The 25,531-nt window shown below is 70.2% G+C and carries 20 protein-coding genes; 9 read left to right on the top strand and 11 right to left on the bottom strand.

Features of this window, described 5'->3' with window-relative positions; genetic code table 11:
• The first annotated feature begins 34 nt into the window (after positions 1–34).
• Positions 35–790 (top strand): trimeric intracellular cation channel family protein, encoded by a 756-nt coding sequence (locus KCQ71_RS12330; RefSeq protein ID WP_223406273.1) that lies wholly within the window; start codon positions 35–37, stop codon positions 788–790.
• A gap of 43 nt (positions 791–833) precedes the next feature.
• On the opposite strand, the gene KCQ71_RS12325 is transcribed toward KCQ71_RS12330, so the two are convergent.
• The gene (locus KCQ71_RS12325; RefSeq protein ID WP_223406271.1) at positions 834–1,049 is read right to left on the bottom strand and encodes a hypothetical protein; all 216 of its coding nucleotides are present in this window, start codon (positions 1,047–1,049) and stop codon (positions 834–836) included.
• A 90-nt stretch (positions 1,050–1,139) separates the two neighbouring features.
• Here KCQ71_RS12325 and KCQ71_RS12320 point away from each other — a divergent pair, with 90 nt between their 5' ends.
• The 3 genes from KCQ71_RS12320 (at position 1,140) to KCQ71_RS12310 (ending at position 3,568) form a co-directional block, all read left to right on the top strand.
• A complete protein-coding gene (locus KCQ71_RS12320; RefSeq protein WP_223406269.1) occupies positions 1,140–1,979 on the top strand; it encodes a 2,3-bisphosphoglycerate-dependent phosphoglycerate mutase in 840 nt (279 codons plus the stop codon).
• Between the two features lie 85 nt (positions 1,980–2,064).
• Positions 2,065–2,721, top strand: coding sequence for a maleylpyruvate isomerase N-terminal domain-containing protein (locus tag KCQ71_RS12315; protein WP_223406267.1), 657 nt, complete (start codon positions 2,065–2,067; stop codon positions 2,719–2,721).
• Between the two features lie 16 nt (positions 2,722–2,737).
• Positions 2,738–3,568 carry a methyltransferase gene (locus KCQ71_RS12310; RefSeq protein ID WP_223406265.1) on the top strand — a complete coding sequence of 277 codons (831 nt, stop codon included), beginning with the start codon at positions 2,738–2,740 and terminating at the stop codon, positions 3,566–3,568.
• A 56-nt stretch (positions 3,569–3,624) separates the two neighbouring features.
• On the opposite strand, the gene KCQ71_RS12305 is transcribed toward KCQ71_RS12310, so the two are convergent.
• From KCQ71_RS12305 to KCQ71_RS12280, 6 genes are all read right to left on the bottom strand, one after another.
• A complete protein-coding gene (locus KCQ71_RS12305; RefSeq protein WP_223406263.1) occupies positions 3,625–6,222 on the bottom strand; it encodes an early set domain-containing protein in 2,598 nt (865 codons plus the stop codon).
• 147 nt (positions 6,223–6,369) lie between these two features.
• Positions 6,370–7,629, bottom strand: a complete 1,260-nt coding sequence (locus KCQ71_RS12300) for a Gfo/Idh/MocA family protein (RefSeq protein WP_223406261.1) — start codon at positions 7,627–7,629, stop codon at positions 6,370–6,372.
• A gap of 40 nt (positions 7,630–7,669) precedes the next feature.
• Positions 7,670–8,611 carry a carbohydrate ABC transporter permease gene (locus KCQ71_RS12295; RefSeq protein ID WP_223406259.1) on the bottom strand — a complete coding sequence of 314 codons (942 nt, stop codon included), beginning with the start codon at positions 8,609–8,611 and terminating at the stop codon, positions 7,670–7,672.
• On the bottom strand, positions 8,601–9,551 hold the full coding sequence (locus tag KCQ71_RS12290) for a carbohydrate ABC transporter permease (protein ID WP_223406257.1): 951 nt from the start codon (positions 9,549–9,551) through the stop codon (positions 8,601–8,603). Before KCQ71_RS12290 ends, KCQ71_RS12295 begins: the two co-directional genes overlap by 11 nt.
• Before the next feature lie 4 nt (positions 9,552–9,555).
• Positions 9,556–10,869: an ABC transporter substrate-binding protein gene (locus tag KCQ71_RS12285; protein WP_223406255.1), complete on the bottom strand. Its 1,314-nt coding sequence runs from the start codon at positions 10,867–10,869 to the stop codon at positions 9,556–9,558.
• A gap of 413 nt (positions 10,870–11,282) precedes the next feature.
• Positions 11,283–12,302 carry a LacI family DNA-binding transcriptional regulator gene (locus tag KCQ71_RS12280; RefSeq protein WP_223406253.1) on the bottom strand — a complete coding sequence of 340 codons (1,020 nt, stop codon included), beginning with the start codon at positions 12,300–12,302 and terminating at the stop codon, positions 11,283–11,285.
• Between the two features lie 163 nt (positions 12,303–12,465).
• Between KCQ71_RS12280 and KCQ71_RS12275 the strand changes: the two genes are divergently transcribed.
• Positions 12,466–14,070, top strand: a complete 1,605-nt coding sequence (locus KCQ71_RS12275; protein WP_223406251.1) for an FAD-dependent oxidoreductase — start codon at positions 12,466–12,468, stop codon at positions 14,068–14,070.
• Between the two features lie 81 nt (positions 14,071–14,151).
• Here the strand turns inward: KCQ71_RS12275 and KCQ71_RS12270 are convergent, their stop codons facing one another.
• The 4 genes from KCQ71_RS12270 to KCQ71_RS12255 all read right to left on the bottom strand — a co-directional run bounded on the left by KCQ71_RS12270 (position 14,152) and on the right by KCQ71_RS12255 (position 17,998).
• Positions 14,152–14,982, bottom strand: a complete 831-nt coding sequence (locus KCQ71_RS12270) for an aldose epimerase family protein (protein ID WP_223406250.1) — start codon at positions 14,980–14,982, stop codon at positions 14,152–14,154.
• Between the two features lie 14 nt (positions 14,983–14,996).
• Entirely contained in the window at positions 14,997–16,277 is a 1,281-nt protein-coding gene (locus KCQ71_RS12265) for an enolase C-terminal domain-like protein (RefSeq protein WP_223406248.1), read from the bottom strand.
• Positions 16,278–16,323: 46 nt separating this feature from the next.
• Complete coding sequence (locus KCQ71_RS12260) at positions 16,324–17,214, bottom strand: NAD-dependent epimerase/dehydratase family protein (protein WP_223406246.1); 891 nt, start codon at positions 17,212–17,214, stop codon at positions 16,324–16,326.
• Between the two features lie 73 nt (positions 17,215–17,287).
• The gene (locus tag KCQ71_RS12255) at positions 17,288–17,998 is read right to left on the bottom strand and encodes an aspartate/glutamate racemase family protein (RefSeq protein WP_223406244.1); all 711 of its coding nucleotides are present in this window, start codon (positions 17,996–17,998) and stop codon (positions 17,288–17,290) included.
• A gap of 238 nt (positions 17,999–18,236) precedes the next feature.
• Between KCQ71_RS12255 and KCQ71_RS12250 the strand changes: the two genes are divergently transcribed.
• The 4 genes from KCQ71_RS12250 to nrdE all read left to right on the top strand — a co-directional run bounded on the left by KCQ71_RS12250 (position 18,237) and on the right by nrdE (position 25,528).
• Entirely contained in the window at positions 18,237–22,010 is a 3,774-nt protein-coding gene (locus KCQ71_RS12250) for a metallophosphoesterase family protein (RefSeq protein ID WP_223406242.1), read from the top strand.
• Between the two features lie 613 nt (positions 22,011–22,623).
• The gene (gene nrdH / locus KCQ71_RS12245) at positions 22,624–22,896 is read left to right on the top strand and encodes a glutaredoxin-like protein NrdH (RefSeq protein WP_223406240.1); all 273 of its coding nucleotides are present in this window, start codon (positions 22,624–22,626) and stop codon (positions 22,894–22,896) included.
• Between the two features lie 89 nt (positions 22,897–22,985).
• Entirely contained in the window at positions 22,986–23,387 is a 402-nt protein-coding gene (nrdI, locus tag KCQ71_RS12240) for a class Ib ribonucleoside-diphosphate reductase assembly flavoprotein NrdI (RefSeq protein ID WP_156738845.1), read from the top strand.
• Between the two features lie 5 nt (positions 23,388–23,392).
• Positions 23,393–25,528 carry a class 1b ribonucleoside-diphosphate reductase subunit alpha gene (nrdE, locus tag KCQ71_RS12235; RefSeq protein WP_223406238.1) on the top strand — a complete coding sequence of 712 codons (2,136 nt, stop codon included), beginning with the start codon at positions 23,393–23,395 and terminating at the stop codon, positions 25,526–25,528.
• The last annotated feature ends 3 nt before the right edge of the window (positions 25,529–25,531 follow it).

The following is a 25,531-nucleotide window of genomic DNA, read 5'->3' as shown; positions in this document are numbered from 1 at the left end:
TGCGTGATCGCCGCCGGGCGGACAGACTGACCTCGTGGAACTCGACGAGGCCACCGTCACGTCGATCTTGCGGGTCATCGACCTGACCGGGGTGGCGGGCATGGCAGTGCTCGGTGGTGCGCTCGCCCGCACCCACCGCCTGGACGCCTTCGGGTTCGTCACGCTGGCCATCCTTTCCGGGATGGGCGGCGGCATGATCCGGGATGCGCTCCTCGGCCAGGGCCCGGTGGCCGCCCTGACCGACGGCGCGTACCTGCTCACCGCGCTGATCGCGGCGGCGGTCATCTACCTGGTGCGCATCGAGGGCCGCTGGTGGGACCGGACCTGGCCGGTCATCGACGCCCTGGCCCTCGGCTGCTGGGCGGTGGTCGGCACCCAGAAAGCGCTCGCGGCGGGGCTGGGCTGGCTGCCGGCACTGTTCCTCGGGACCCTGACCGCCGTCGGCGGCGGCGCGGTCCGGGACGTGATTCTGAACAAGGTGCCCTCGATCCTCGGTGGCAACACCCTCTACGCGAGCTGCGCGATCCTGGCCAGCGGTGTCGTCATCGCCTTCGGTGTCCTCGACCTGCCCACCCTCGGGTCACTGGTGGGACTGGTCGTAGGCGCAACCGTCTGCCTGGTCGCCCGCGCCCGGGGGTGGCGCTTGCCGGAGGGGTACGAACCCTCACTCACCCGGGCGGGGGCGCACACCTTGGAACTGGGCCGCAGGCTGCGCGGTTCCGCGCGGCTGCCGCTGCGGGTGGTCCGACGAATGGAACACGACGGGCCACCGGATCCGTCGCGACACTGATCGGGCCCCCGGCCCAGCGGCCGAGTGGCTACCGCGGAGCGGCTCAGAGGGCGTGCAGCCGGCCCGAACCCACGGCCACCCGGACCACGCGGTCCCCGAAGTCCACCAGGGTGGCTATCTCACCCTCCACGCCAACCACTCGGCCGAGCCCGTGGCGGTCATGGGTGACCCGCTGTCCCACCTCGAACAACACCGGCGGCGGGGGCGGTAGGCGGAGGTTGTTGAACGGGCTGGACGCGAGGGATCGGGGGGTGGCCATCCCTCAAGCATCCTCTCTTCTGGCAGAATGTCACGTTTGGCGTCGAACGGGTCCAACCGGACCGGTCCGCAGATCCTAGGCTGGGGCGGGATGAGCCACGTCCTGTACCCCGGTGACCGGCCCGATCAGCACGGGCGGACGACGCCGGCCGAGGCCGAGCGGGGCACCTTCTCGACGGCGAACGTGGTACTCGTGCGCCACGGCGAGTCCGTCGCGAACGCCCGGCACCTGTTCACCGGCGTGATCGACGTCGGCCTCACCCCGGCCGGGGAGGCCGAGTGCGTGCTCGCCGGTCAGCGCCTGGCCGGTGCGGGCTGGGTGCCGGACGTGATCTGCACCTCCGAGCTCGTGCGCGGCTGGCGCACCGCTGAGCTGATGCGCACGGCTTGGCCGGAACCCGTCCCCGTGGAACGTGACTGGCGGCTCAACGAGCGCAACTACGGCGCCCTGTCCGGGTACCTGAAGACCGAGATCGCCGAGCAGTTCGGCCGTGACCGCTTCCTGTACTGGCGGCGCTCCCTCGAGGGCCGGCCGCCCCCACTCGCGCCGGAGGTCCTCACGCTCTGGCGCGCCCTGCCCCCGTTCGACACCCTCCCGCCGGAGGCGCTGACGGCCACCGAGTCCCTCGCGGACGTCGTGGCGCGGGTTCGGCCCTGGGTCTGCGGCGTGCTCGGCGCGCATGTCGCCGCCGGTCGCCGGGTGCTGCTGGTCGCCCACGGCAACTCCCTGCGGGCGGTCTGCGGTGTCCTGGACCGGCTCGATGGCGACGAGCTCGCGGCGCTCAACCTCCCGAACGCGCGACCCCTTGCCTACCGGCTGTGGGCCGAGTCCGCCGCGGTCCCGGTGCCCGAGGTCCGCGGCGGCGAGTACCTGGACCCGGGCGCGGCCCACGCGGAGGCGGCCGCGATCGCGGCCGAGGGGGGCACATGAGACGGCGACTGCCGAGGGACAGTTCGGCACGTTGACGCAGATCGCGGCCCCGGGCCGGGTCGAGCGCCGGTGCTACCGTGCCGCCGTGGACCACTTCTCACGGTCGTGGGCGGCGCTGCTCGCTGCGGTGGCCGAGCTCGCCGACGAGGACCTGGCGCAGCCGTCCGGCTGTGCCGGCTGGCTCGTGCGGGACCTGGTGTGCCACCTGATCATCGACGCCCAGGACGTGCTGATCACGCTGGCCACGCCCGCGGACGTGGAGCCGACCCGTGACGCGGTGACCTACTGGGACGTGTCCGCGACGCCGCCGACCGGTGACGACCCGCTCGATGCCCTGACCGTGCGGCTCGCCGCCGCGTACGGCGAGCCGTGGCTGCTGAAGTTCCATCTGGACGACGTCGGTTCGGCCGCGGGACGTGCGGCCGTACTCGCCGACCCGGACCTGCGGGTCGGCACCCGCGACGAGGTGCTCACCGTCCGCGACTACCTGGACGCCTACGTCATCGAGTGGACGTTGCACCATCTCGACCTGATCGCGCACCTGCCCGGGCGTGCGGCGCCGCCCGTCGCCGGGCTCGCCCGCTCCCGCGCGCTGCTGCAGGAGATCGCCGGGGCGTCGTTCCCGGCCTCGTTCTCCGATGCCGATGCCCTGCTTGTCGGGACCGGACGGCGGACGGCGACGGAGACCGAGCGCGCACGGCTCGGCCCGTTGGCTGCCCGGCTCCCGTTCGTCCTCGGGTGAGCCCTAGGCTGACTGCGTGCCTGACCCCGCAGCACCTGATGACACAGCACCCGACCGACCGGCGCCGGTCCGGACCGAGGTACCCGGCCCGGGTCGTCCCGGCCCGCGGGTGCCCGACCCCGGTCACTTCGATGCCGACCCGTCCGGCTACGAGGCGGGCCGCCCCCCGTACCCGGACGCGCTCTGGGCGCGGCTGCGTGCCCTCGGCGTGCTGCGCCCCGGACTGCGTGCCCTCGACCTCGGCGCCGGCACCGGCCAGGCGACCGGGCCGCTCCTGACAGCCGGACTGAGTGTGACCGCGGTCGAGCCGGGCAGACGGTTGGCGCGACGCCTGGCCGAGCGGTTCCCCGCCGTCGACCTTCGGGTCGCACGCACCGAGGACGTCGAACTGTCCCCGTCCGGCTACGACATCGCAGTGGCTGCCACGTCGATCCACTGGATGGATCTCGATGTGGTGCTGCCGCGCGTGCGCGAGGCCCTGGCCGCAGACGGCCGGTTCCTCGTCTGGCGCACTGAGTTCGGGGACCCGACGGCGTCGCTCACGCCGTTCCGGGAGCGCGTCGGTGAGATCGTGGGGCGTCGTGCGCCCGTGGTCGATGTACGTCGTCGTGGTGGGACGGCGGAGCTCGCCCAGGCACTGACCGCTGGTGGCCTGTTCGCGGTCGAGGAGATCGACGTGACCCGCTGGAGCCTGGACCTCGACGAGGCTCAGGTGCGTGCGCTGTTCGCGACGTTCAGCGACTGGAACGAGGCCGAGGTCGCCGCTGCCGGTGACGCAGTCCGGGACCTCGGCGGCACGGTCCGGGAGCACTACGTCACGCCACTGATCGTGCTCCGCGGCACCTGACGGACGCGGCGGCCAGCGCCGGTCCAGCCCACGCCGGGGCGGGACCGGCATCGGCGTCAGCCGACCCGGACCACGATCGGCTCCGAGGTGGACGTACCGGCCGCGTTCGAGAACTCCGCGTGGTAGCGGTACTCACCCGCGGGCCGGTCCAGGACCGTCGTCGACGCCTGCTGTGCGGCCGGCGTGGCAGCGAGCAGCTCCTGGGTGTCGATGAGTGCCCCGTCCTCGTAGAGCCGGTACTCGGTCGCGTTCGTGCCCCACCACAGGTTGGCGCTCACCGTGTAGTCCGGCTCGGCGACGTGGTTGTCGTGGGACAGCACCGGGACGGCCGGCTTCGCGTCGCGGACCCGGACGGTGGCCGAGCCGGTCGGGACGCTGCCGGCCGCGTTGCTCAGCGTGCCGGTGTACACGTAGTCGCCGTCCACCCGGCCAGTCAGGGGTACCCGGACCGTCTGGGCGCCCGGAGAGGCCGGCTGCAGCGAGCGGGTCGCGACGAGGTTGCCGTTCTCGTACAGGCGGAACACGGTCGCGTTGACGCCCCACCACAGGTTCAGCGTGACCGCGAAGGTACCGTCCGTGACGCCGCTGTGCCCGCTGTCGGTGGACAGCACTGCGGTGGCGGCCGGCGGCTGGGTGGCGACCTCCGCGGGGGTCGCGAACGTGTAGGTGACGTCCAGCGCGCCGTCGTGGGGAATCCAGAGCAGGTGCTGGCGCCGCGTCCCGCCCAACGCGGCCCGGTCCGTCGCGGCGAGCGTCACGTCCCGCGCGCCGTCGAAGGCGATCTCGAAGGTGGCGCCGTTGCGAGCAAGGGTCAGGCCGGTGACACCGGCCAGGTCCACGGCGTCACCCGACCGGGCGAGCGTGCCGTCCGAGAAGGTCAGCACGTCCGCCGGCTGTACGAGCAGCGGCACCAGCGCCCGACCGGGCTCGGGCGTGCGGATCCGCTGTGTGAACGCATGGTCGTGGAAGCTCATGTCGGTGTCGGTGCCGATCGCGGCATCGAGGTAGGCCACACTGAAGTCGCCTGCCACCGCGTTCACCTCGGCCGCCGAAAGTTCCGTGCCGCCGCGCCCGGGAGCACTGAAGTAGGTCGGGTCCACCTCCACGACGGCGATCTCCGACGCATCGGGGAAGTGGCCCCAGCTGTCGTCGGTGTAGTTGTTCAGGACCAGCGCCAGCGTGCCCATGGTCGGGTGCCAGAGCAGCCCAGGGCCCATCCGGAGCCGGCGGTACGGGCCGCCGCGTCCGTCCCGGTGCCCGAGCGCTGCGGTCAGGTAGTAGGAGGGTCGGCGGACGAACAGGTAGTCCAGGTCGAAGCTGCCCGCCTGGCGCACCTGCGTGAACCGCTCGCTCGCGTGGTACGGCAACGCCTCGATCGCCGCCTCGCGCTCGGCGACCGTGAGGCCGAGGGGTGCCCGGCTGCCATGCATCCAGGTCCGCGGGGAGGTGCCCTTCTTCGCCAGTGGGACCACCGGGCTGGTCTCCGCAGCCCACGCTTCGCGGGCGGCGAGGATCTCGACGTCGGTCGGGTGGAACGCGCCGATCTCCGGCAGCTCGCCGAGCAGGGCCCGGCCGAGCGCCGAACGGTCCGTGACCTCGCTCGGCTGCACCGAACTCGCGAACGCCGGATTCCGGACGCAGATCGCCGCCCAGTGCACCCACCCGGCTCGGTCCGGCTCCCAGACCGCGGCCAGGCTGACGAAGCCCATCATCGAACGCGCCATCTCGACCGCCTGCGGCACGCCGGTCTGCGCCGCGTCGGCGATGTCCGGCAGGGCGACGGTGAACGAGTAGCCGTTGTCGTAGCCGGCCGGTTCCATGGAGTGGCCGGCGGGCGTGATGCTGTGCTCGAGCAGCTCGGTCCAGCACTCGTCCGCGGAGGCAGCGATCGTGGGGTCGCCGAGCGCCTCGGCGGCGTTGGCCACCCCGACGAGGCCGGCGACGACCTGGTTCGTGTAGAGGACCGGCCGGGCCCAATGGTGCCGGGACAGGTCGGTCAGCCAGACCGCGGCAGCCCGCAGCGCAGCCTCGATGCGCGGCAGCATGCCTGGCAGTTCGCCGGCCTCGGCGAGGTAGGTGTAGGTCAGCGAGAGGGCAACGGAACCGAAACCGGTCGGGGACAGGTGCGCGACGTCGTAGGCGTATTCCGACCACGCCCCGCTCGGGAGCTGGATGCCGAGGTAGTAGGTGAGGGCCGCCTCCAGACGGTCGCGCAGCCTGGCGTCGCCGAAGTACGGGTTCCAGGAGCGCTCGTGCGTCAGGAACCAGGTGAGCGTGGCGACCTGCTCCATCTCCCGGGCGTTGTACGGCTGCTCGGGTGAACGCCACCAGCCGTCCTCCATCCACCCGTAGTTCGGTTCCAGGTCGCGGATGCTGTTCGCCATCGGGGCGACCACCGTCAGGTAGCCGGAGAGGACCTGCTCGGAGGCTTCGAACGCGGTGCGGTCCGGCGGCGCCTCGAGCGGGACGACGAGCGGGAGCACGGTCCCCTCGGACGTCGCCCAGACCCGGGAGGCGGGGGCGGTGCTGAGTGCCAGCGCACCCGCCAACCCGGCGGTGCCGAGGAGGACCGCGCGCCGGGAGACCCCCTCGTGGATCCGGTCGGTGTCCCGTGTGCTCCGAGGATCGGGGCCGGCCTGGTTCTGAGCGTGCATCTGCATTCCCTCCATTGGGTTCCTTGCGCCCGGGCGCCCGCGGCGGGCCCCAGGTGGCGCGATCCCGCGATGCGCAGGACCGGTCCAACATGCAGTTCTGGCAGTGAAGGTCCGCTTCGCCGAGGTCGGCGAGGCTGGTGACCGGGATCAGTCGATGAGCTCCTCCACGGGGATGCCCAGATCCAGGCGCGGCAGGTCCGGCGGCGGGCCGCCGAGGTCGGGCACCTCGAGCTGGGTCCCGCCGACCAGGCTGGAGGCGTGCGCGAGCAGACCCGGCAGGGCGAACTTCGCCGCCTCCCACACGTTGACCGGTGGCACCGACCGGGTGTGCACGGCGCGCACGAAGTCGTCGGCGAGGAAGTGGTGTGAGCCGAGGTGCCCGTTGCGCAGACCGGCGTAGACCCGCGGCAGCCGGGCGGTGGGGTGCACCGAGGCGTACCGGCTGTTGAAGTCCTCCCGGAGCACCTCGTGCAGGTCGGCTCGATCGCTGGTCTCCGCGTCGGTGACCTCGTCCCGGGTGTGCGCGGCGCAGGCGAGGATCTCCGACACGTCGGTGGGCCCGTCCTGACGGTCGACCCACAACTGGCTGCCGGCGTTCTCCTCGTACGAGGCGAGCGTGCCGTAGATGGTGAGCGGGTTGCTGCCGTGCCGGCCGCGCCAGCCCGACCGGCGGAACTCGTTGATCCGCATCATCCCGCCGTCGTCGGTGCGCATCAGCGCGGTCTGGTTCGAGAAGGGGTTGTCCCATTCGTTGCGACCCATGCCGAACACGCCGTCATCCGCGGTGTCGGTGTAGCCCAGGCAGCTGACCTGGGTCACCCGGGCACCGGTCACACCGAGCACGGCACCGGTCGAGTGGGTCGGGTAGAACATCGGCGGGAAGCCGGCGACCCGGCGCCACTGCTCACCGCCGCTGTGCTGGAACGCCGTGTAGAAGCCGTGCGTCATGTCGTGGAGGTAGTTGCCCTCGCCATAGACGAACGCGCCGAAGTCGCCGGCCGCGTACCGGTCCCGGCAGTAGATGGTGTGCGGGTAGTAGTAGGACGTCTCACCGCTGGCGTACACGAGCCCGGTGCGCTCGACCGTGCCGACGATCTGCTCGACGTCGGACGGGCTCGACGCGATCGGCACCGCACAGTAGACGTGCTTGCCGGCCCCGAGGGCCTCCAGGGTGAGCGGTCCGTGCAGGTGCCGCTGCGCGAAGATGGCGACGGCGTCCACGTCGCTCGCGCACAGGTCGGCGTGGGAGGCGGCCGTCTCGGTGATGCCGTGCCGGGTGGCCACCTCGGCGAGCCGGTCGGGGATGAGGTCGGCCAGGACCACCCGCTCCACGAGCGGGTGCTTGGCGAACAGTGGGATGAACGACTCCGCGAACAGGCCCGCGCCGCTGATGCCGATGCTGATCATGAGTATCTCCGTGACTGCGAGGGTTGGTGTCGGCGGTCCGTCAGCCCTTGAGGCCGGTCCTGGACAGGCCCTCGACGAACTGCCGTTGGGCGAACAGGAAGACGATCAGGACGGGGATGACGGTGAGTGCCGTCGCCCCGATCTGGGTGTTGTAGAGCGGCTCGCCGTACCCGTCCTGGTACCGGGTGAGTCCGAGGCCCACCGGGAACAGCTCCTCGCTGCGCAGGAAGATCAGCGGCTCGAAGTACATGTTGAACGAGGACAGGAACTTCATGATCGCGACGGCGGCGATCGCCGGACCGGACAGCGGCAACGCGATCCGCCAGAAGAGCCCCAGCCGACCGAGCCCGTCGAGCCGGCCCGCCTCCTCGAGTTCAACGGGTAGCGAGAGGTAGAACTGTCGGAAGATGAAGACGCCGACGATGCAAGCGGGCCCGAAGATCGGCAGCACGATCAGCGGGATGTGCGTGTTCATCAGTCCGAGGTCGGCCACCCAGCGGAAGATCGGGATGATCGTCACCTCGCCCGGGATCATCATCCCGGACATCAGCACCAGGAAGAGCTTGCCGGCGAACGGGAACCTGACCCGCGCGAACGCATACCCGGCGAGCGAGCAGACGATGATCGACCCGATCGTGATCACGGTCGCCAGGTAGAGCGAGTTCAGGTACTGCTGCGCGAACGGCGTGACGGTGAAGATCTTCGAGACGCCATCCAGCGTCCAGTTCTCGGGAAACAGCGTGGGCGGAATCTGGAAGAACTCGTCCGTCGGCTTGAAGGTGGCGAAGATCATCCAGATCGTCGGGTAGATGAACGGGATCGAGAGCACGCACAGCAGCGTGTACAGCACGATCTTCGTCCACAGCCGGCGTCGGCGGGCCTGCGCCGAGTCCGGCGTGTGCTTGCTCCGAACCGGCTCGGAGCCCTCGGTCACCTCGATGTTCGCGCCCTGCGCCTGGGCCGCGATGACTTCAGACCTCATCGTGCACCCATCTCTTCCGGGAGTTCCACTGCAGGGCGGCGAGCACGAGGACGACCACGAACAGGACCACGCCGATCGCGGAGGCGTACCCGAAGTCCTGCTGTTCGAACGCCGTGCGGTAGAGCAGGTAGGAGATCACCGTGGTCGACCGCCCCGGGCCACCCTGGGTGAGGATCTGGATCGGCACGAACACGTCCATCGCGCCGATCGTCGTGATCATGACCACGAGCAGGATGGTCGGGCTGATCAGGGGGAGGGTGACGGACCGGAACACCCGGGCCGGGGAGGCACCGTCGATGCGGGCAGCCTCCTTCAGCTCCGCCGGCACGTTCTGCAACGAGGCCAGGAACAGGATCATGTTCATGCCGACGCCCTTGAAGACTTGGATCACGACGACGGTGACGAGCGCCCAGGTGGGATCGCGCAGCCAGTTCGGACCCTGGATGCCGATCGTGGCGAGGGCACCGTTGATGCCCCCGTTGGCCGCGACGAGGTAGTTCCAGACCAGGACCCAGGCCACGGCCGAGACGATCACCGGGGAGAAGAAGAACGCCCGGAAGGTCGTGGTGCCGCGCAGCTTCTGATTCAGCAGGACCGCCAGCCCCATGGCCAGGGTGATGTTCAGGACCATCAGCAGCGCCGCGTACTTGAACGTCGTGAGGAAGGACGACCAGACCGTGTCATCGGCGATCAACCGGGTGAAGTTGTCCAGCCCGATCCAGTTGAACTCCCCGATCAGCGGGCTCCAGTCGTGCAGGCTGTACCAGATCACGTACCCGAACGGCACGAGACCCAGCACGAGCACACCGATCACTGCGGGGGCCGCGAACGAGAGCCCGACGGCCGCATCGATCCGGGCCAGCCGCTTCGAGGAGCCGGTCCGCGGCCACCGGGTGCGACCGACCTCGCGGTCGGTCGCACCCATCGGTTCGGCGCTCATCCGATCAGCCGGCGAGGCTGTCGGAGATGGCCTCGCAGATCGCCGGCATGACGGTGGCGGCGTCGCCCTCCGGCACCCAGAGGGCGTCGAGCTCCACCCGGACCGGATCGGCGATCTCACTCATGTTGACGTGCCCGGCCTTCGTCACGCCGACCAGTGCCTGGTCGATGACGGTGCCCTGGATCTGCTCCTCGGTGAGGGCCGGGGCGGCAGCGGACAGGGTCTCGACGGTCAGCAGGGACTGGCGCGGCGGCGGGAAGAACTGGGCGAGCAGCTGCGAGTTCTCCGGGTTCGTGAAGTAGGCGAGGAAGTCCGCCGCGATCTGCGGGTTGTCGCCACGCGCGACCACCCCCACACCGCCCTGGCCGACCACAGGCACGGTGCCGGCAGGTCCGTCGGGCATCGGGACGAAGTCCCAGGCGAAGTCGTCGCCGAGCGCGGTGGAGGAACTGAGCTGGGACAGCCGCAGCCCGACCTGTCCGGATGCGAAGTCGAACTCCGCGCCCGGTTCGGCGACCGCGCCGGTGTCATAGATCTGGCCGTGGAACCAGTCGAAGAACTCGACCATCTCCGGGGAGTCGAACGTGCACTCGGTGCCGTCCTCGCTCCACGGCGCCGCACCCCAGGACATCCACATCGCGCCGAGCGCCGAGTTCCAGTTGGTGTACGGGTCGTCCGAGGCCTGGAAGCCGGTGGTCGAGCTGCCGTCGGCGACGGCCGCGGCGATCTCCATCGCCTTGTCCCAGGTCCATTCGCCGCTCGCCATGAGGTCGCGCGGGTTCGGCTGGCCCGCGGCCTGGAGCAGATCGTTGTTGACGTACATCCCGAACGGGCTGTTCGAGAACGGGTAGCCGTAGATCTCGCCGTCCGCGGACCAGACATCGATCGCGCCGTCGAGCAGGTCGTCGATGTCGTACCCCTCGGTCTCGGTGAACGTGGGCTGGAGGTTGTACAGCACGCCGCTCTGCACGAACTGCGCCGCGTTCGCCTCCGAGACCCAGGCCAGGTCCGGCGCGTCACCGCCGGCGATCTGGGTGGTCAGGGCGTTGACGTAGCCGGACCCGGTCAGCGGCTCGAACGACACGGCGCTCACCAGGTCCGGGTTCTCGGCGATGTAGGCGTCCGCGATCTCGTTGAAGATCTCGTGGTGACCCTCGTTCGCGCTCCACATCACCATGCGCAGTTCCACAGGGCCGTCGGGGGTGTCCCCATCAGCGCCGCCGTCGTCCCCGGCGCTGCACGCGGCGAGCACCATGGCACCCGCGCTCAAGGTCGCGGCCGCCGTGAGGAAGCGGCGCCGGTTCGTCGATCCGTTCATCGGAGCTCCAGTCGGTGGTCGGGCCGCATGACGGCCGGACGCCGGTGGGGGTACCGGCGGGTGAGGGGGTGCGGTGCATCGGGACGCCCAGTTCGGGGGCGATGGAGTGCCTCTGGGATAGCCATCGTTGGTGTTCACCTCAACATCGGTGTTGGGTAGCAGTGGTCCCTGCTGCGAGCGAGGCTACTGCACGTTCCCCGAAAGTGTCTAGAGACTTTTGGAAGAATTTTCGGGGAGTGACACGGGTGGCGCGGGGGTCCGGGTCGGGCCAGGGGGCGGGGCGGGCGCGGGTCCCGGAGGCCTCGGCTCGGGCGCATGGCTCGAATCCGGCGCGGGGCGGTCCTGGACGCGATGGTGGCGCGTGGGTGGAGGTCAGGCGCGGCGGTCGGTGGCCAGGATGCGGCGGGCGGTGGTCAGGTGCGGGGCACGGCCGTGGAGTGCCGGACGACGAGCCGGGTCGCCAGTTCCGTGTGACGCGGTCGGGTGGTCGCCTCGCCGAGCAGGGCCACGATCGTCTCCACCGCGGCGGCCCCCATCTGGTCCACGGGCTGTCGCACCGAGGTCAGTGGAGGCGAGGCCAGCTGCGCGATGATGAGGTCGTCGAAGCCGATCACGCTGAGGTCGTCGGGCACGCTCATGCCCGCCCGGCGCGCGGCCTCCAGCACCCCGAGGGCCTGGAAGTCGCTCGCTGCGAAGATCGCGGTCGGTGGTTCCGGCTCCGACAGCAGGGCGAGGCCCTCCTCGAGACCGGAGTCGTACGTGAAGTCGCCGGGGATCACCCGTGGCGGTTCGTGGTCGACGGCAGCCATGTTCAGCGCCGCCAGGTACCCGGACATGCGGGCCCGGCTGGCCATCGCCGTCGGGAGACCGCTGAGCATGACGATCCGGCGGTGTCCCAGACCGAGCAGGTGCTCCGTCGCCGCGAGGCCGCCGGCCCAGTTCGTGGCGCCGACGCTGTAGGTGCTCTCGTCCGGGTTGCTGAGCGCGTCGATCACGACCAGCGGCAGGTGATGGGCGTCGAACCGGGCCCGCTGGGCATCGTCGAGGACGGACGTGATCGCGATGACGCCGCGTTTGCCGGCCGCCTGGATCTCGTCGATCCAGCCGAGGTCCTGGGCGTCGTTGGGGTAGAGCGCGATGCTGATGTCGATCTGGGCCGGTCCGGCCGCGTCGACCGCGCCACGGATCACGTCGAGGCTGTACGGGGAGTGCATGTCCCGGGCCAGGATCACCACGGGAGTCAGCGAGCCCCGGCGCTTCTTGGTCGCCACGTAGCCACGGTCGCGCAGAATCCGCTCGACCCGCTCCCGGGTCACGTCGGAGACGTCGGCGCTGCCGTTCGCCACCTTGGACACGGTCGAGATCGACACGCCGGCGATGGCGGCGACCTCGGCCAGCGAGGGCTTCTTGCGCTTCGTGGGACGGTCGCCCATGACCGACTCCTCTCGTTCCTGGGCGGCGTTGCGCCCTTCGATCCGAGTACAAACTGTAGCAAACAACCCTAGAATTCTCCGAAAATGTTCGGGTAGGCTCCCAGGAAGGATGCTTCGGCTGGAACCGGAGCATGGCACAGGTCTCACATAGGAGTGGTGCATCGTGGAGTTGCAGGCAGACATCGCCGTCATCGGCGGCGGCATGGGCGGGGTGTCGGCGGCCCTGGCAGCACTTGAGGCCGGACGTCGCGTGGTGCTCACGGAACAGACCCGGTGGCTGGGTGGACAGCTGACCAGCCAGCTCGTGCCGACCGATGAGCACCGATACATCGAGGACGACGGCGCGAACCGCTCCTACCGCCGGCTGCGCGATGGTCTCCGCGACCACTACCGCCGGAACTTCCCGCTCACCGATGCGGCGCGGGCGGACCCCCACCTGAACCCGGGCCACGCCTGGGTCAGCCCGGTCAGTGTCGACCCGCGGGTGGCGGTCGCGGTCATCGACGACCTGCTCATGCCGTACCTGGCGGCGGACCGCCTCGTGGTCCTGCGCGAGACCGTGCCGGTCTCGGTCGCCACCGACGGCGACCACGTCGCCTCGGTCCGGGTGCGTACTGCGTCCGGCGACGAGATCGACGTCGCCGCCGCGTACGTCCTCGACGCCACCGAACTCGGTGACCTGCTCCCCCTGGCCGGGGTCGAGCACGTCTCGGGGCGGGAGTCGCAGGAGCAGACCGGGGAGCCGGGCGCCTGGCCGACGGCCGACCCCACGGACATGCAGGGCGTGAGCTGGTGCTTCGCCATCGACCACCTCGAGGGCGAGGACCACACGATCGACCGTCCGGACGACTACGCCCACTGGCGTGATCTGCGCCCACCTCAGCTGGACGGGCGCAAGATCCTCAGCTTCGGTGAGCCGGCCACCCCCGCGGGCGAACCAGGCCGCGTCTTCACCCTGAACCCGAACCCCGACGACGACGTGATCGACCTCGACCACCGCAACATGGGCCTGGCCCCGGAGCTGTGGAACTACCGCCGGATCGCCGTCCGCCGCTTCTTCACGCCAGGCTTCTTCCGCAGCGACGTGGTGGTGGTCAACTGGCCGATGAACGACTACGTCGGCGGACCGCTCTTCGGTGTCCCGGACGCCGAGCACCACTGGCACCAGGCCAAGGCCCTGAGCAGGTCACTGGTGTACTGGCTGCAGACCGAGGCGCCCCGCCCGGACGGCGGCACCGGCTGGCCCGGGATGCGGCTGCGTGCCGACGTCGCCGGGACCGAGGACGGCTTCGCCATGTACCCCTACATCCGGGAGTCCCGCCGGATCCTCGCTCTGAAGACGATCGTCGAGCAGGAGCTCTCCACGGCCTATCGCGGCGACGACGGGGCCGAGCGCTACCCGGACTCGGTCGGCACCGGTCACTACTACTGGATCGACCGGCACCACACCACGGGCGACGGCCGAGGCGCCGGCGGCACCCCGCACCCGTTCGAGATCCCGCTCCGGGCGCTGATCCCCCGTCGGCTGCGCAACCTGCTGCCGGCCGCGAAGAACATCGGCACCACGCAGATCACCAACGGCGCCTACCGGCTGCACCCGGTCGAGTGGAGCATCGGCGAGGCCGTCGGGACGCTCGCCGCCTACTGCCTGGAGAACGGCACCGAGCCACACGCCGTCGTCGCGGCACCCGCCTCGGTCGAGGACTTCCAGCGCGTGCTCACCGCGCGCGGCGTGCAGCTGCGCTGGGCGGAGGACAAGCGGTGGTGAGGGCGCCCGCGACGGTCGGTTCAACCGTGGTTCGCCGCGCGCTTGCCAGGGACCGGGCGCTCGGCGCACCCGGACCCGGGCTCAGAAGTCGTAGCTGACCGACCACCGGTCGGACTGACCGGCGCCGAGGGTCCGCTCGAAGAACGGCTCGAACGAGAACGTCTCGTGATTGCCCCAGATCGGCAGGAACGTCGGCGCGTAGCTCGTCGTCGCGGTGACGAGGCCGAGGGCGGGATGACGCTGCGTGAACGTGGCCCGCTCGTGCGCTCGCACGCCGAGCGCCGCGTAGTGGCCCCCGTGCCCCGGGGCGAGCGCCCGGCGTCGGATGAAGCCGTTCGGAGCGAGGTCGTAGCCGTCGTTGCCTGGCATGTCGATCGGCAGGCTCGTGCGCAGCAATTCGTCCCCGGACGGCTGCGGATAGAAGGGATGCGGGAACCAGGAGACCGGCAGCAGCCGCTGCCCGCGATTGTGGATCTCGGTCTCGGAGTGCAGCGTGCGGTTCTCCAGCGTCACGGTTCGCACGAGGCTCAGGTCGAAGCCCTGGAAGGCGTGCGCGGTGCGGTAGGTGATGGCGCCACCGCCGGGGGTGGCCACCTGCTCGGTCTCCCAGGAGCAGAACTCGAGCACCTCGCGCCGCTCGAGATCGCAGGTCCCGACGCCGATCACGAGCGAGGTCGTGCCGGTGCTTGCCGGGTCCCGCAACGGCGCGAGGTTGAACGCGTCCGGGATGCCCTGGCCGTCGAACCAGTTGAACTCGTGCGGATAGGTGGGCCCGGTCAGCAGCGGGCCATGCCGACGGTCGTGGATCTGGAAGACGTAGCCACCGGTGCAGTACCGCGGCCCGAACCTGGCTCGGTCCGCGACCGGGTCCAGGAGTTCGACGGTCAGTTCGGTGTTGGTCAGGGTGTTCATGGAATCCGGTCCGCTCATGGTGCGTACAGCGCGCCGTCAAGCCCGCGCACGCCGAGGGCCCACTCGTCGTGCCGGGACAGGCTCGCGGGATAGCGAGCGGCCGCTTTCTCGTCGATGTCGATGCCCCAGCCGGGTGCGCCGTTCGGGCGCAGATAGCCGGCCTCGGCTCGCAGGGTGCCGGGGAACACCTCGTGCACGGGCTCGGAGTAGTGGTGGTACTCCTGGATCCCGAACGCGGCGCTCGTCACGTCGACCGCGACGTTCGCGGCCGCGCCGACCGGGGACACGTCGCCGGGGGAGTGCCACGCCGTCTGGACGCCGTGGAACTCGGCCAGCGTCGCGAGCTTGCGGGCCGCCGAGAGACCACCGATCGCGGTGATGTGGCAGCGGATCAGGTCCACGCCGCCGCCGGTGATCAGTCGGGCGGCGTCGGTCAGCGAGGTGCACAACTCACCGACCGCGATCGGCACCGGGGAGGCGGCCCGGACACCGGGGAGCTCGTCGAAGAACTCGGGTGCCACGACGTCCTCGAGGAAGAACAGCCGGTACGGCTCCAGCGCGCGGGCGAGCAGCACCGCCTGCTTCGGGGTCAGCCGGGAGTGCACGTCGTGCATCAGGTTGACCTCGTCGCCGAGTTCGGCGCGGGCGCGCGCGAACAGTTCCGGCGTGGTGCGCAGGTAGTGCTGCACATCCCAGCCGTCCTCGTTCGGCTGTCCCGGGTAGGCGGCCTCGGAGCCGGCGCTGCCGTAGCTGCCGCGCCCGGGTTGCGAGGTCTGCAGCCGCACGTGCCTCCAGCCGGAGTCCATCCAGGCGCGGGCCGAGGCGAGCGTGGCGTCGACGCCGGCCCCGGAGGCGTGCGCGTAGGTGGGCACGGCGGCGCGGACCCGGCCGCCGAGCAGCGCGTGCACCGGCAGCCCGGCACGCTTGCCGGCGATGTCCCAAAGCGCCATGTCCAGACCCGAGATCGCGTTGTTGCCGACGGGGCCCTCGCGCCAGTACGAGGAGAACTTCACGGCCCGGACGATGTCCTCGATGTCCTCGGGGTGGCGCCCGACCACGAGCCGAGCGACGTGCTCGTCGACGTAGGTGGCCACGGCGCGCCACCGCTGGGTGAACGTCGCGCAGCCGAGCCCGTAGATCTGCGGGTCGGTGGTGTCCACACGGACCACCACGAGCGGGATCCCCTCGGGCGCCGTGACGATCGTGCGCACCGCGGTGACGCGCAGGTCGTCCGGGGCGGGCCAGGGTGGGGTGACGGTCGGGAAGGCGGGCTCGACGGATGGGTCGGCAGGCATGCGGCTGGTTCACGTCCTCGTGGTGGTGGTGGGGTGGGTGGTTCGGTCAGTCCGACTCGGGGTCGACGATGTGTTCGGCGCTGAAGGCGAGCAGGTCCTGCGCCGGGCGCAGGTCGATCGGAACGTCCCGGCCCGGGATCCGCCGGCGCCGCGGCACGCCCGGCCAGTACCGGTCGAGCGCCGCCTCGGTGGGCTCGGTGAGGTAGGTGGTGGGCGCGGCCACGTGCACGGCGAAGGCTCCCCGACGGCGGGGGCTGAGGGCGGCGAGTGCCGCGCCGGCGGCGTCGCGCACCTCGAGGTAGCTCCACCCGTCGGCGGCCACGCGGGCCGGGTTGGCCCGCCCGTTCGCGATGCCTGCGAGGAGCCGGTCCCCGAGGCCCGGCTCCTCCCCGAGCCCGCCGGTCATCGGGTACCGCAGGGCGATCACGTCCATGCCGTACGCGCGGTGCATCGCGCGGGCGGTCTCCTCGTCGACCCGCTTCGAGAGTGAGTACGGGTCGGCTGCTGCGGTGGGCATCTCGACGTCGAGCGGGAAGTACGCGGGCGCAACCGGCACCGGGCTGTAGAGCACCCCGAGCGCATTGATGCTGCTCGCGATGGCGGCGCGTCGCACGCCGGCCCGGCCGGCCGCGTCGAGCACGGTGAAGGTGGCGGCAGTGTTGCCGCCGAACACGTCGTCCGCGGTGCCCAGGTGCGGCGCCGCGAGAGCGGCAAGATGCACGACGGCGTCCGCGCCGTCGAGCGCGTCCGTCACCCGGTCGCGGTCGGTCGCCGTGCCGAGCACCACCCGGTTGGCGTCGAGGTCACCGGGGTCGTCGAGGACCAGTGCGGTGGACGCGATGCCCGCACGCCGCAGCGCCCAGAGCACCCCGCGTCCGATCGTGCCGGCCGCCCCGGTGACGAGGACACGGCGCGGCGGCTCGACGATCGGGGGCACGGGGTCAAGTCTGCCGAGCCGCCGGGTGTGCCCGGCGCAGACACGCGGGGGACGGGCGTGCGATGACGGCCGGTCAGCCGCCGTCGCCGCCCAGGGAGGCGGCCACCGCCGCCTCCACGTGCAGGCGAGTGGTGGGGAACACCGGGATCGGACTGTCCCGCGCACCGATCAGCAACTCGATCTCGGTGCACCCCAGGATCACGCCCTGCGCACCGGCCGCGGCCAGGCGGTCGATCACGCGGCGATAGCTGGCGCGCGAGGACTCCCGCACCTCGCCAAGGCAGAGCTCGTCGTAGATGATCCGGTGCACCTCGGCCCGGTCGTCCGCGGCCGGGACGAGCACGGTGAAGCCGTGCCCGGCGAGCCGGTCCCGGTAGAAGTCCTGCTCCATGGTGAACGCGGTGCCGAGCAGACCGACCGTGTGCAGGCCGTCGGCTGCCACGGCGGCGGCGGTGGCGTCGGCCAGGTGCAGCAGCGGGATGTCGATCGCGGCCTCGATCTGCTCAGCCACCTTGTGCATCGTGTTGGTGCAGATCAACAGCAACTCGGCACCGGCGGCCTGCAGACCCACCGCTACCCGGGCGAGCAGGTCACCGGCCTCGCTCCAGCGTCCGGCGACCTGCAGTTCCTCGATCTCGGCGAAGTCGACCGAGGCCATCACGATGCGCGCCGAGTGCAGCCCGCCCAGTCGCTCGCGAACCAGTTCGTTGGCGAGCCGGTAGTACTCGGCGCTGGACTCCCAGCTCATCCCGCCGAGCATCCCGATCACCCGTGGTGTGGTCATGGTCAACCCTAACGACGGCGTGCCGGATCCTCGCCGCCGGCGTCACCGCACCCGTCCACACCGCCGAACTCGTTCGAACTTCAACTGGGCGCCGATCCGTTGACGGCGCTTCGCGCGCAGGTCGGACGGAGTTCACCCGGCAGCGACAGGCTGGGTACCCGGGCGATGACGTCCGCCCCGGCCGAGGTGCTGGCGGGGACTCCATGACGATCCGGGGGAACGGAACGTGCGCAGCAGCATGCGAGAACGTAGCGGGAGATCAGGGCGCGCGAGCGCCATCGCGTTGGTGACCGGGGTGGGGCTGGTGGCGTCCGGCTTGATCGCGCCCGGCGCGCTGGCCGATCCGGAGGACGGGGCGCCGATCCTCCTGCCGGAACAGGGCAGCTACCTGCACGGCGACGCCGCGGTCGCCGCCGAGCCGGTCGTGGCCGGGGACTCGGTCACCGCGCTCCGGCTCGACGGCGAGGACCTCGCCGCCGACGTGACGACCGGCGAGGCCACGCTCCTGTTCGACGTCGGTACGAACTCGATCGAGGCGCGGTACGGCAACTCGGTGGTCGTCAACGGCAACGTCATCGGGCTGACCGAGCGCGACTACGTCGACGAGCGGGTCGCGCTGCCGGTCCCGAACGACTACCTCACCGACGGCACCAACACCGTCGAGTTCGTCACCGGCTCCATTTCGGCCACGTGCGGGGACAACTTCGACGACTTCGACATCTCGAACCTCGCCGTCGAGTTCCTCGACGGCACGGCGGACGGGTCCGCCAACGAGTACGCCTACCTGATGGGCGACGGCAGTTGCGGCTCGAACACCTCACGCCTGCTCGAGGTCGCCCTGACCTTCGAGCTCGACGGCACACCGGGCGCGACCACGGGCCTGGCCACCACCCTGGACACCGCCGCCCTGACGGACGGCACCCACACCCTCGAGGCGATCACCGCCGCCGGAGTGAGCACGTCCCACTCGGTCGTCGTGAACAACGGCGACCCGGGTGCACCGACGATCACCCCCGAGGACGGCGCCCTCCTGCACGGACCGCAGACGTTCCTCGCCGCGCCCACGGACGCCGCGGATCCCGTCGAAAGCCTCACCCTCGACGACGCGCCGCTGCCCGTCGTACCCACCCTCGGCGCCGACACCTCGGCGTTCGTGTTCACGGTCGGCACGAACTCGATCGAGGCCCGCTACGGCAACTCCGTCGTCGTCAACGGCCTGCCCATCCTGCTCGGCGACCACGTCAGCGAGACCGTGCGCGTGGACGTGCCCAACTCCTACCTGGTCGCGGGCGAGAACACCATCGAGGTGGTCACCGGAACGTTCGTCACCTCCTGCGGCGCCAACCGCGACGACTTCGTCATCTCGGACCTGAGCCTCGCCCTGTCCCAGGGCACCGCCGTCGGGCAGGACATCGCCGCCTCGTACAACATGGGCGACGGCAACTGCGGCGACAACACCACCAAGCCCCGCGAGATCAGCGCCACGTTCGTCGTGGACGCCGAGACCTCCGGCCTGCGCGCCGACGTCGACACCGCCACCGTGACCGACGGCGAGCACACGCTGACCGCGGTCACCGCGTCCGGCGCGACCTCGCGCCGCACCATCAGCACCGACAACACCGGGCCCGCCCTGGCCGGCAGCAGCCCCGCCGACGGCGCCGAGATCGGCTCCCCGGTACCCCTCGCCGTCGAGCTGGAGGACCTCTCCGGCGTGCTCGGCGAGCCCACCCTCACCCTCGACGGCGCGGAGGTGGCCCCGGGCACGTCCGTCGGCCCGGGCCTGACCGCCGGTGAGCACGTCATCACCGTCACCGCCGAGGACGTGCTCGGCAACACCTCCACCCACGAGATCACGTTCGTGGCGCTCGGTGTGCCGTCCGTGCCGACCGACCTCAGCCCGGCCGACGGCGCCGTGGTCACCACCGACACGGTGGACCTGTCCGCGGTCGTCGCCGAACCCGACGGCGGTGACGTCACCGCGACGTTCAACCGCGCCGTCGCCGACGGTGCGACCGTCGCCTACCAGGGCGAGTCCGAGACGGTGCCGACCACCCTCGACATCGAGGGCGCCGAGGAGGTGCCGGTTGACGCGCTGAACCTCGGAGACGGGCTGACCCTCGACTCCCCGTCCGGCGCGGCAGTGGTCTACCAGCGGTTCGACATCGCCACCGCGTCCGACCTCGACGGCGGAGGCGTCTCCTGGCAGGGCACGCTCGACCCACAACGTCTCGCGTCCCTGTACGTGTGGGACGTCCAGACGGGTGCATGGGTGCTGGTCGACAGCGCCCGCGGCGTGTTCGACGGCGTCACCGCGCTCTCGGCCCCGGTCACGGCCGGCCACCTCGACGCGGGCCTGGTGCACGTCCTCGTGACCGGCACCGACCCGTTCGCCGACGACATCGAGCCGGGGGACCCGGCCGGGTTCGCCGACCGTGACGACTACGACTTCTCGCTGGCGCACTTCACCGACACCCAGTACCTGTCCGAGGGTGCCGTGGAGCAGGAGAGCGAGCAGGAGCGAGCCGTCTGGGAGCAGGCCTACACCGACGTCACCCAGTGGATCGCCGACAACGCCGACGAGCGGGGCATCGCCTACGCCGCGCACACCGGGGACATCATCGAGAACTACACCCAGAACAATGACGACCCGGCCTACGTCGCCAACGCCCGCGCCGAGTACGAGGTGTCCTCCGCGGCCCAGCGGATCCTCGACGACGCCGGCATCCCGAACGGGGTGCTGGCCGGCAACCACGACAACCGCACCGGCACCGACGACGGCCCGGGTGCGCTCTTCAACGAGTATTACGGACCGGAGCGGTACGAGGCGCTCTCGGGCACCTGGGCGGGCGCCGCCTACGGGGCGCCCTGGCGCGAGGGGGACAACCAGAACCACTACGACCTGTTCACCGCCGGCGGCCTCGACTTCGTCGCGGTCTACCTCTCCTACGGCGTCACGAACGAGGAGGCGGCCTGGGCGAACGAGGTCCTCGCGCAGTACGCCGACCGCAATGCGATCCTGCTCGCCCACGACTACCTGCGCCCGAGCGTGAACCCGGACGGCCGTGACGCCGGGTTCTCCAGCCGGGACGGCGCCCTGCTCTACAACCGGGTGGTCACCGTCAACCCGAACGTGTTCCTGGTCCTCGGCGGCCACGAGCACGGCGTCGGCACGAACGTGCGCACCGACGTCGGCGCCGACGGCAACGGCGTGGTGGAGATGCTCGCCGACTACCAGTTCTACGAGGTCACCGCCGAGCGCGCCGGCCTCGTGGACATCGGCGGCTACGACCCGCAGCAGGGGCTGCGGTTCGGCGCCAGCTTCTTCCGGCTGCTGCAGTTCGACGTGGACCGGTCCGAGATGATCGTGGACACGTACTCCCCGTGGCTGGACGACTTCGGCGCCACCGAGTTCGACACCGACGCCCGCTACAACGGGCTCGAGGACAACATGGTGCTGCCGGTCGACCTGTCCAGCCGGGCCACCAGCCTCGCGACCGACGGCGTGGCGCTGTTCACCCCGACCTCCGAGGTGATCGGCACCGCCACCGCCTCCTCGGGCGCGGCGGCCACCGTCACCTGGGCGGACCTGGAGCCGAACCAGACCTACGCCTGGTTCGTCGAGGCCACCAGCGCCGCCGGCGGGGTGACCCTGTCCGACACGCGGGTGTTCACCACCGAGTTCGAGGCGCCGGGCGAGATCGTCCCGGTGCCGCGCGAGGCACTGGTGCCGGGCAACCGTGGCGCGGTCGACCTGCCGCCCTCGGCGCGGGCCGGCGCGAGCCTCACCGTGACTGTCGGCGCCGAGTACGCCGGCACCGAGGTCGGTACGTTCCTGTACTCGACCCCGCTCGGCGACACGACCGGACTCGGCACCACCGTGGTGGCCGATGACGGCACCGTCACGATCACCCTGCCGGCCGACGCCCGGGCCCGGGCCCGGCTCGCGGTGCTCGCGGCGGACGAGGTCATCCTCGGCTGGGACGACATGACGGTGATCCCGACGCGGGGCTGACGTCCGAGGCGCGAACGACACGCCGGCGGCCCCCGAGACACCTCACGGTGACCCGGGGGCCGTCGCCGTCCGGCGGCACCGGCTCCGGGACCGCGTGCCCGCGTCGCCATGTCCGTCCCGGTCACAGTCGACCGCACCCTTCGAGGTTGCGTGCGGACCCGGCCCGCGCGCCTCGACGACCAATGTCGGTGGTCGGGTCGAGACTGGTGTCGTGACCAGAAGGTGCTCCAGGTGCCGGTCCGCGGTTGTGGATCCGTGGACGGACGGTGCATGGGCCGGTGGATTCACGGACCGTCGATCGGGCCCCGCCACGGCCCCGGCTGTGGACAACTCGGCCGCACCGACGCCGTCGGGCGGTTACCCACAGGTCGGCCCACAGGCCGTACACAGAACGGCCGCGGAAGTCCACAGCGACACGCCGCCAGCTGTGGAAGACACGCCCGCGACACGACGCGCCGACACAATCCCTAGGGGTTCGCGCGGATCGTCACCACTAGGTGTAGTGTCTGTGGAACGGGCAGCAGTAGTTCGCCCGACGAATGACATGAAGGTAGTTACACGGCGGTAGTCCAGGGGGACGCACCACCGACACCACACCGAAGGGATCCCCGCCATGACCATCACCGTCTTCAGCAAGCCGGCCTGCGTGCAGTGCGACGCGACGTACCGAGCCCTCAAGAAGCAGGGCCTCGAGTACACGGTGGTGGACATCACCGAGGACGCGCAGGCTCTGGAGTCGGTGAAGGCGCTCGGTTACCAGCAGGCACCCGTGGTGTTCGCCGGTGGTGACCACTGGTCGGGCTTCCGTCCGGACAAGATCAAGGCGCTCGCGGCCGTGGCCGCGGGAGCGGCCGACAGTTCCAACGCCGCCGCCGTGCTCGCCTGAGCACCACCACCCACCGCCGGCGACGGGACCGCTGAAGTCCCGCCGTCGGCCACTAGTCATACCGTCTGAGCACCGAAGGCGTGATCATCGTGACCGGCATCGTGTACTTCTCCTCCGTCTCGGAGAACACGCGCCGTTTCGTGGACCGGCTCGAGCTACCGGCCGAGCGCATCCCGCTCCGGGCGCACGAACCGGCGTTGAAGGTGAAGGCACCCTACGTGCTCTTCGTGCCGACGTACGGCGGCGGGAACGGGCGCGGCGCCGTGCCGAAGCAGGTGATCCGTTTCCTCAACGACGAGGAGAACCGGTCGTTGATCCGCGGGGTGGTGGCCGCGGGCAACACGAACTTCGGCTCCGCCTACTGCATCGCTGGGGACATCGTGGCGCGCAAGTGCCAGGTGCCCTATCTCTACAACTTCGAACTACTGGGAACCGCAGAGGACGTGCATCGCGTCCGTGAGGGATTGGGACAGTTTTGGCTGCAACGCTGACGACAATGACAGAGACAACGACGAGTGAGCCGGCGATGGACTACCACGCGCTGAATGCCATGCTCAATCTCTACGGACCGGACGGTGAGATCCAGTTCGACAAGGACCGGGAGGCGGCGCGGGAGTACTTCCTGCAGCACGTCAACCAGAACACGGTCTTCTTCCACAACCTCAAGGAGAAGCTCGAGTACCTGGTCGAGAACGGGTACTACGAGGCCGAGGTCCTGGAGAAATACTCCTTCGAGTTCCTGCAGACGATCTTCGACTACGCGTACGGCAAGAAGTTCCGGTTCCAGACGTTCCTCGGCGCGTTCAAGTACTACACGTCGTACACGCTGAAGACCTTCGACGGGAAGCGTTACCTGGAGCGGTTCGAGGACCGCGTGGTGATGGTGGCGCTCACCCTGGCCGACGGCGACGAGACGTTCGCCACCCGGATGGTGGACGAGATCGTCTCCGGACGGTTCCAGCCGGCGACCCCCACGTTCCTCAACTCCGGCAAGAAGCAGCGCGGCGAGGCCGTGTCCTGCTTCCTGCTGCGCATCGAGGACAACATGGAGTCCATCGCTCGTGCGATCAACTCCGCGCTGCAGCTGTCCAAGCGTGGCGGCGGTGTGGCCCTGCTGCTGTCGAACATCCGTGAGCACGGCGCCCCGATCAAGAAGATCGAGAACCAGTCCTCCGGCGTGATCCCGGTGATGAAGCTCCTCGAGGACTCCTTCTCCTACGCCAACCAGCTCGGCGCCCGTCAGGGTGCGGGCGCGGTGTACCTGCACGCCCACCACCCGGACATCCTGCGCTTCCTGGACACCAAGCGGGAGAACGCGGACGAGAAGATCCGCATCAAGACGCTCTCGCTCGGTGTGGTGATCCCGGACATCACGTTCGAGCTGGCCCGCGAGAACCAGGACATGTACCTGTTCTCCCCGTACGACGTGGAGCGTGTGTACGGCGTGCCGTTCGCCGAGATCAACGTCACCGAGAAGTACCACGAGATGGTCGACGACGGCCGGATCAAGAAGAAGAAGATCAAGGCGCGCGACTTCTTCCAGGTCCTTGCGGAGATCCAGTTCGAGTCGGGCTACCCGTACATCATGTTCGAGGACACGGTGAACAAGGCGAACCCGATCAAGGGCAAGATCACCCACTCGAACCTGTGCTCGGAGATCCTGCAGGTCTCCACCGCCTCCACGTACAACGAGGACCTCTCCTACGACCACGTGGGCAAGGACATCTCCTGCAACCTGGGCTCCCTGAACATCGCCGCCACCATGGACTCCCCGAACTTCGGGGCCACCGTGGGCACCGCGATCCGGGCCCTGACCGCCGTGTCCGACCAGACCCACATCTGGTCGGTGCCCTCGATCGAGCAGGGCAACAACGACTCGCACGCCATCGGCCTCGGCCAGATGAACCTGCACGGCTACCTCGCCCGGGAGCGGATCTTCTACGGCTCCGAGGAGGGCATCGACTTCACGAACATCTACTTCTACACGGTGCTGTTCCACGCACTCACGGAGTCGAACAAGCTGAGCATCGAACGGGGGTCGAAGTTCAAGGGCTTCGACGACTCGAAGTACGCCAGCGGGGAGTACTTCGACAAGTACGTCACCCAGACGTGGGAGCCGGCCACCGAGCGGGTCCGCACCCTGTTCGCCGACGCGGGTGTGCACATCCCCACCCAGGAGGACTGGGTGGCGCTGAAGGCGTCCGTGCAGGAGCACGGCATCTACAACCAGAACCTGCAGGCCGTGCCGCCCACCGGTTCGATCTCCTACATCAACAACTCGACCTCCTCGATCCACCCGGTGGCCTCGAAGATCGAGATCCGCAAGGAGGGCAAGATCGGGCGCGTCTACTACCCGGCGCCCTACCTGAGCAACGACAACGTCGAGTACTTCGAGGACGCCTACGAGATCGGCTACGAGAAGATCATCGACACCTACGCCGCGGCGACCCAGCACGTGGACCAGGGCCTCTCGCTCACGCTGTTCTTCAAGGACACGGTCACCACCCGGGACCTGAACAAGGCGCAGATCTACGCCTGGCGCAAGGGCATCAAGACGCTGTACTACATCCGGCTGCGCCAGCTTGCCCTGACCGGCACCGAGGTCGAGGGCTGCGTGTCCTGCATGCTGTGAACC

It is taken from the genome of Occultella gossypii (assembly GCF_019947135.1).
GTDB lineage: Bacteria > Actinomycetota > Actinomycetes > Actinomycetales > Beutenbergiaceae > Occultella > Occultella gossypii.
This window is presented reverse-complemented; position numbering and strand designations above follow the sequence as displayed.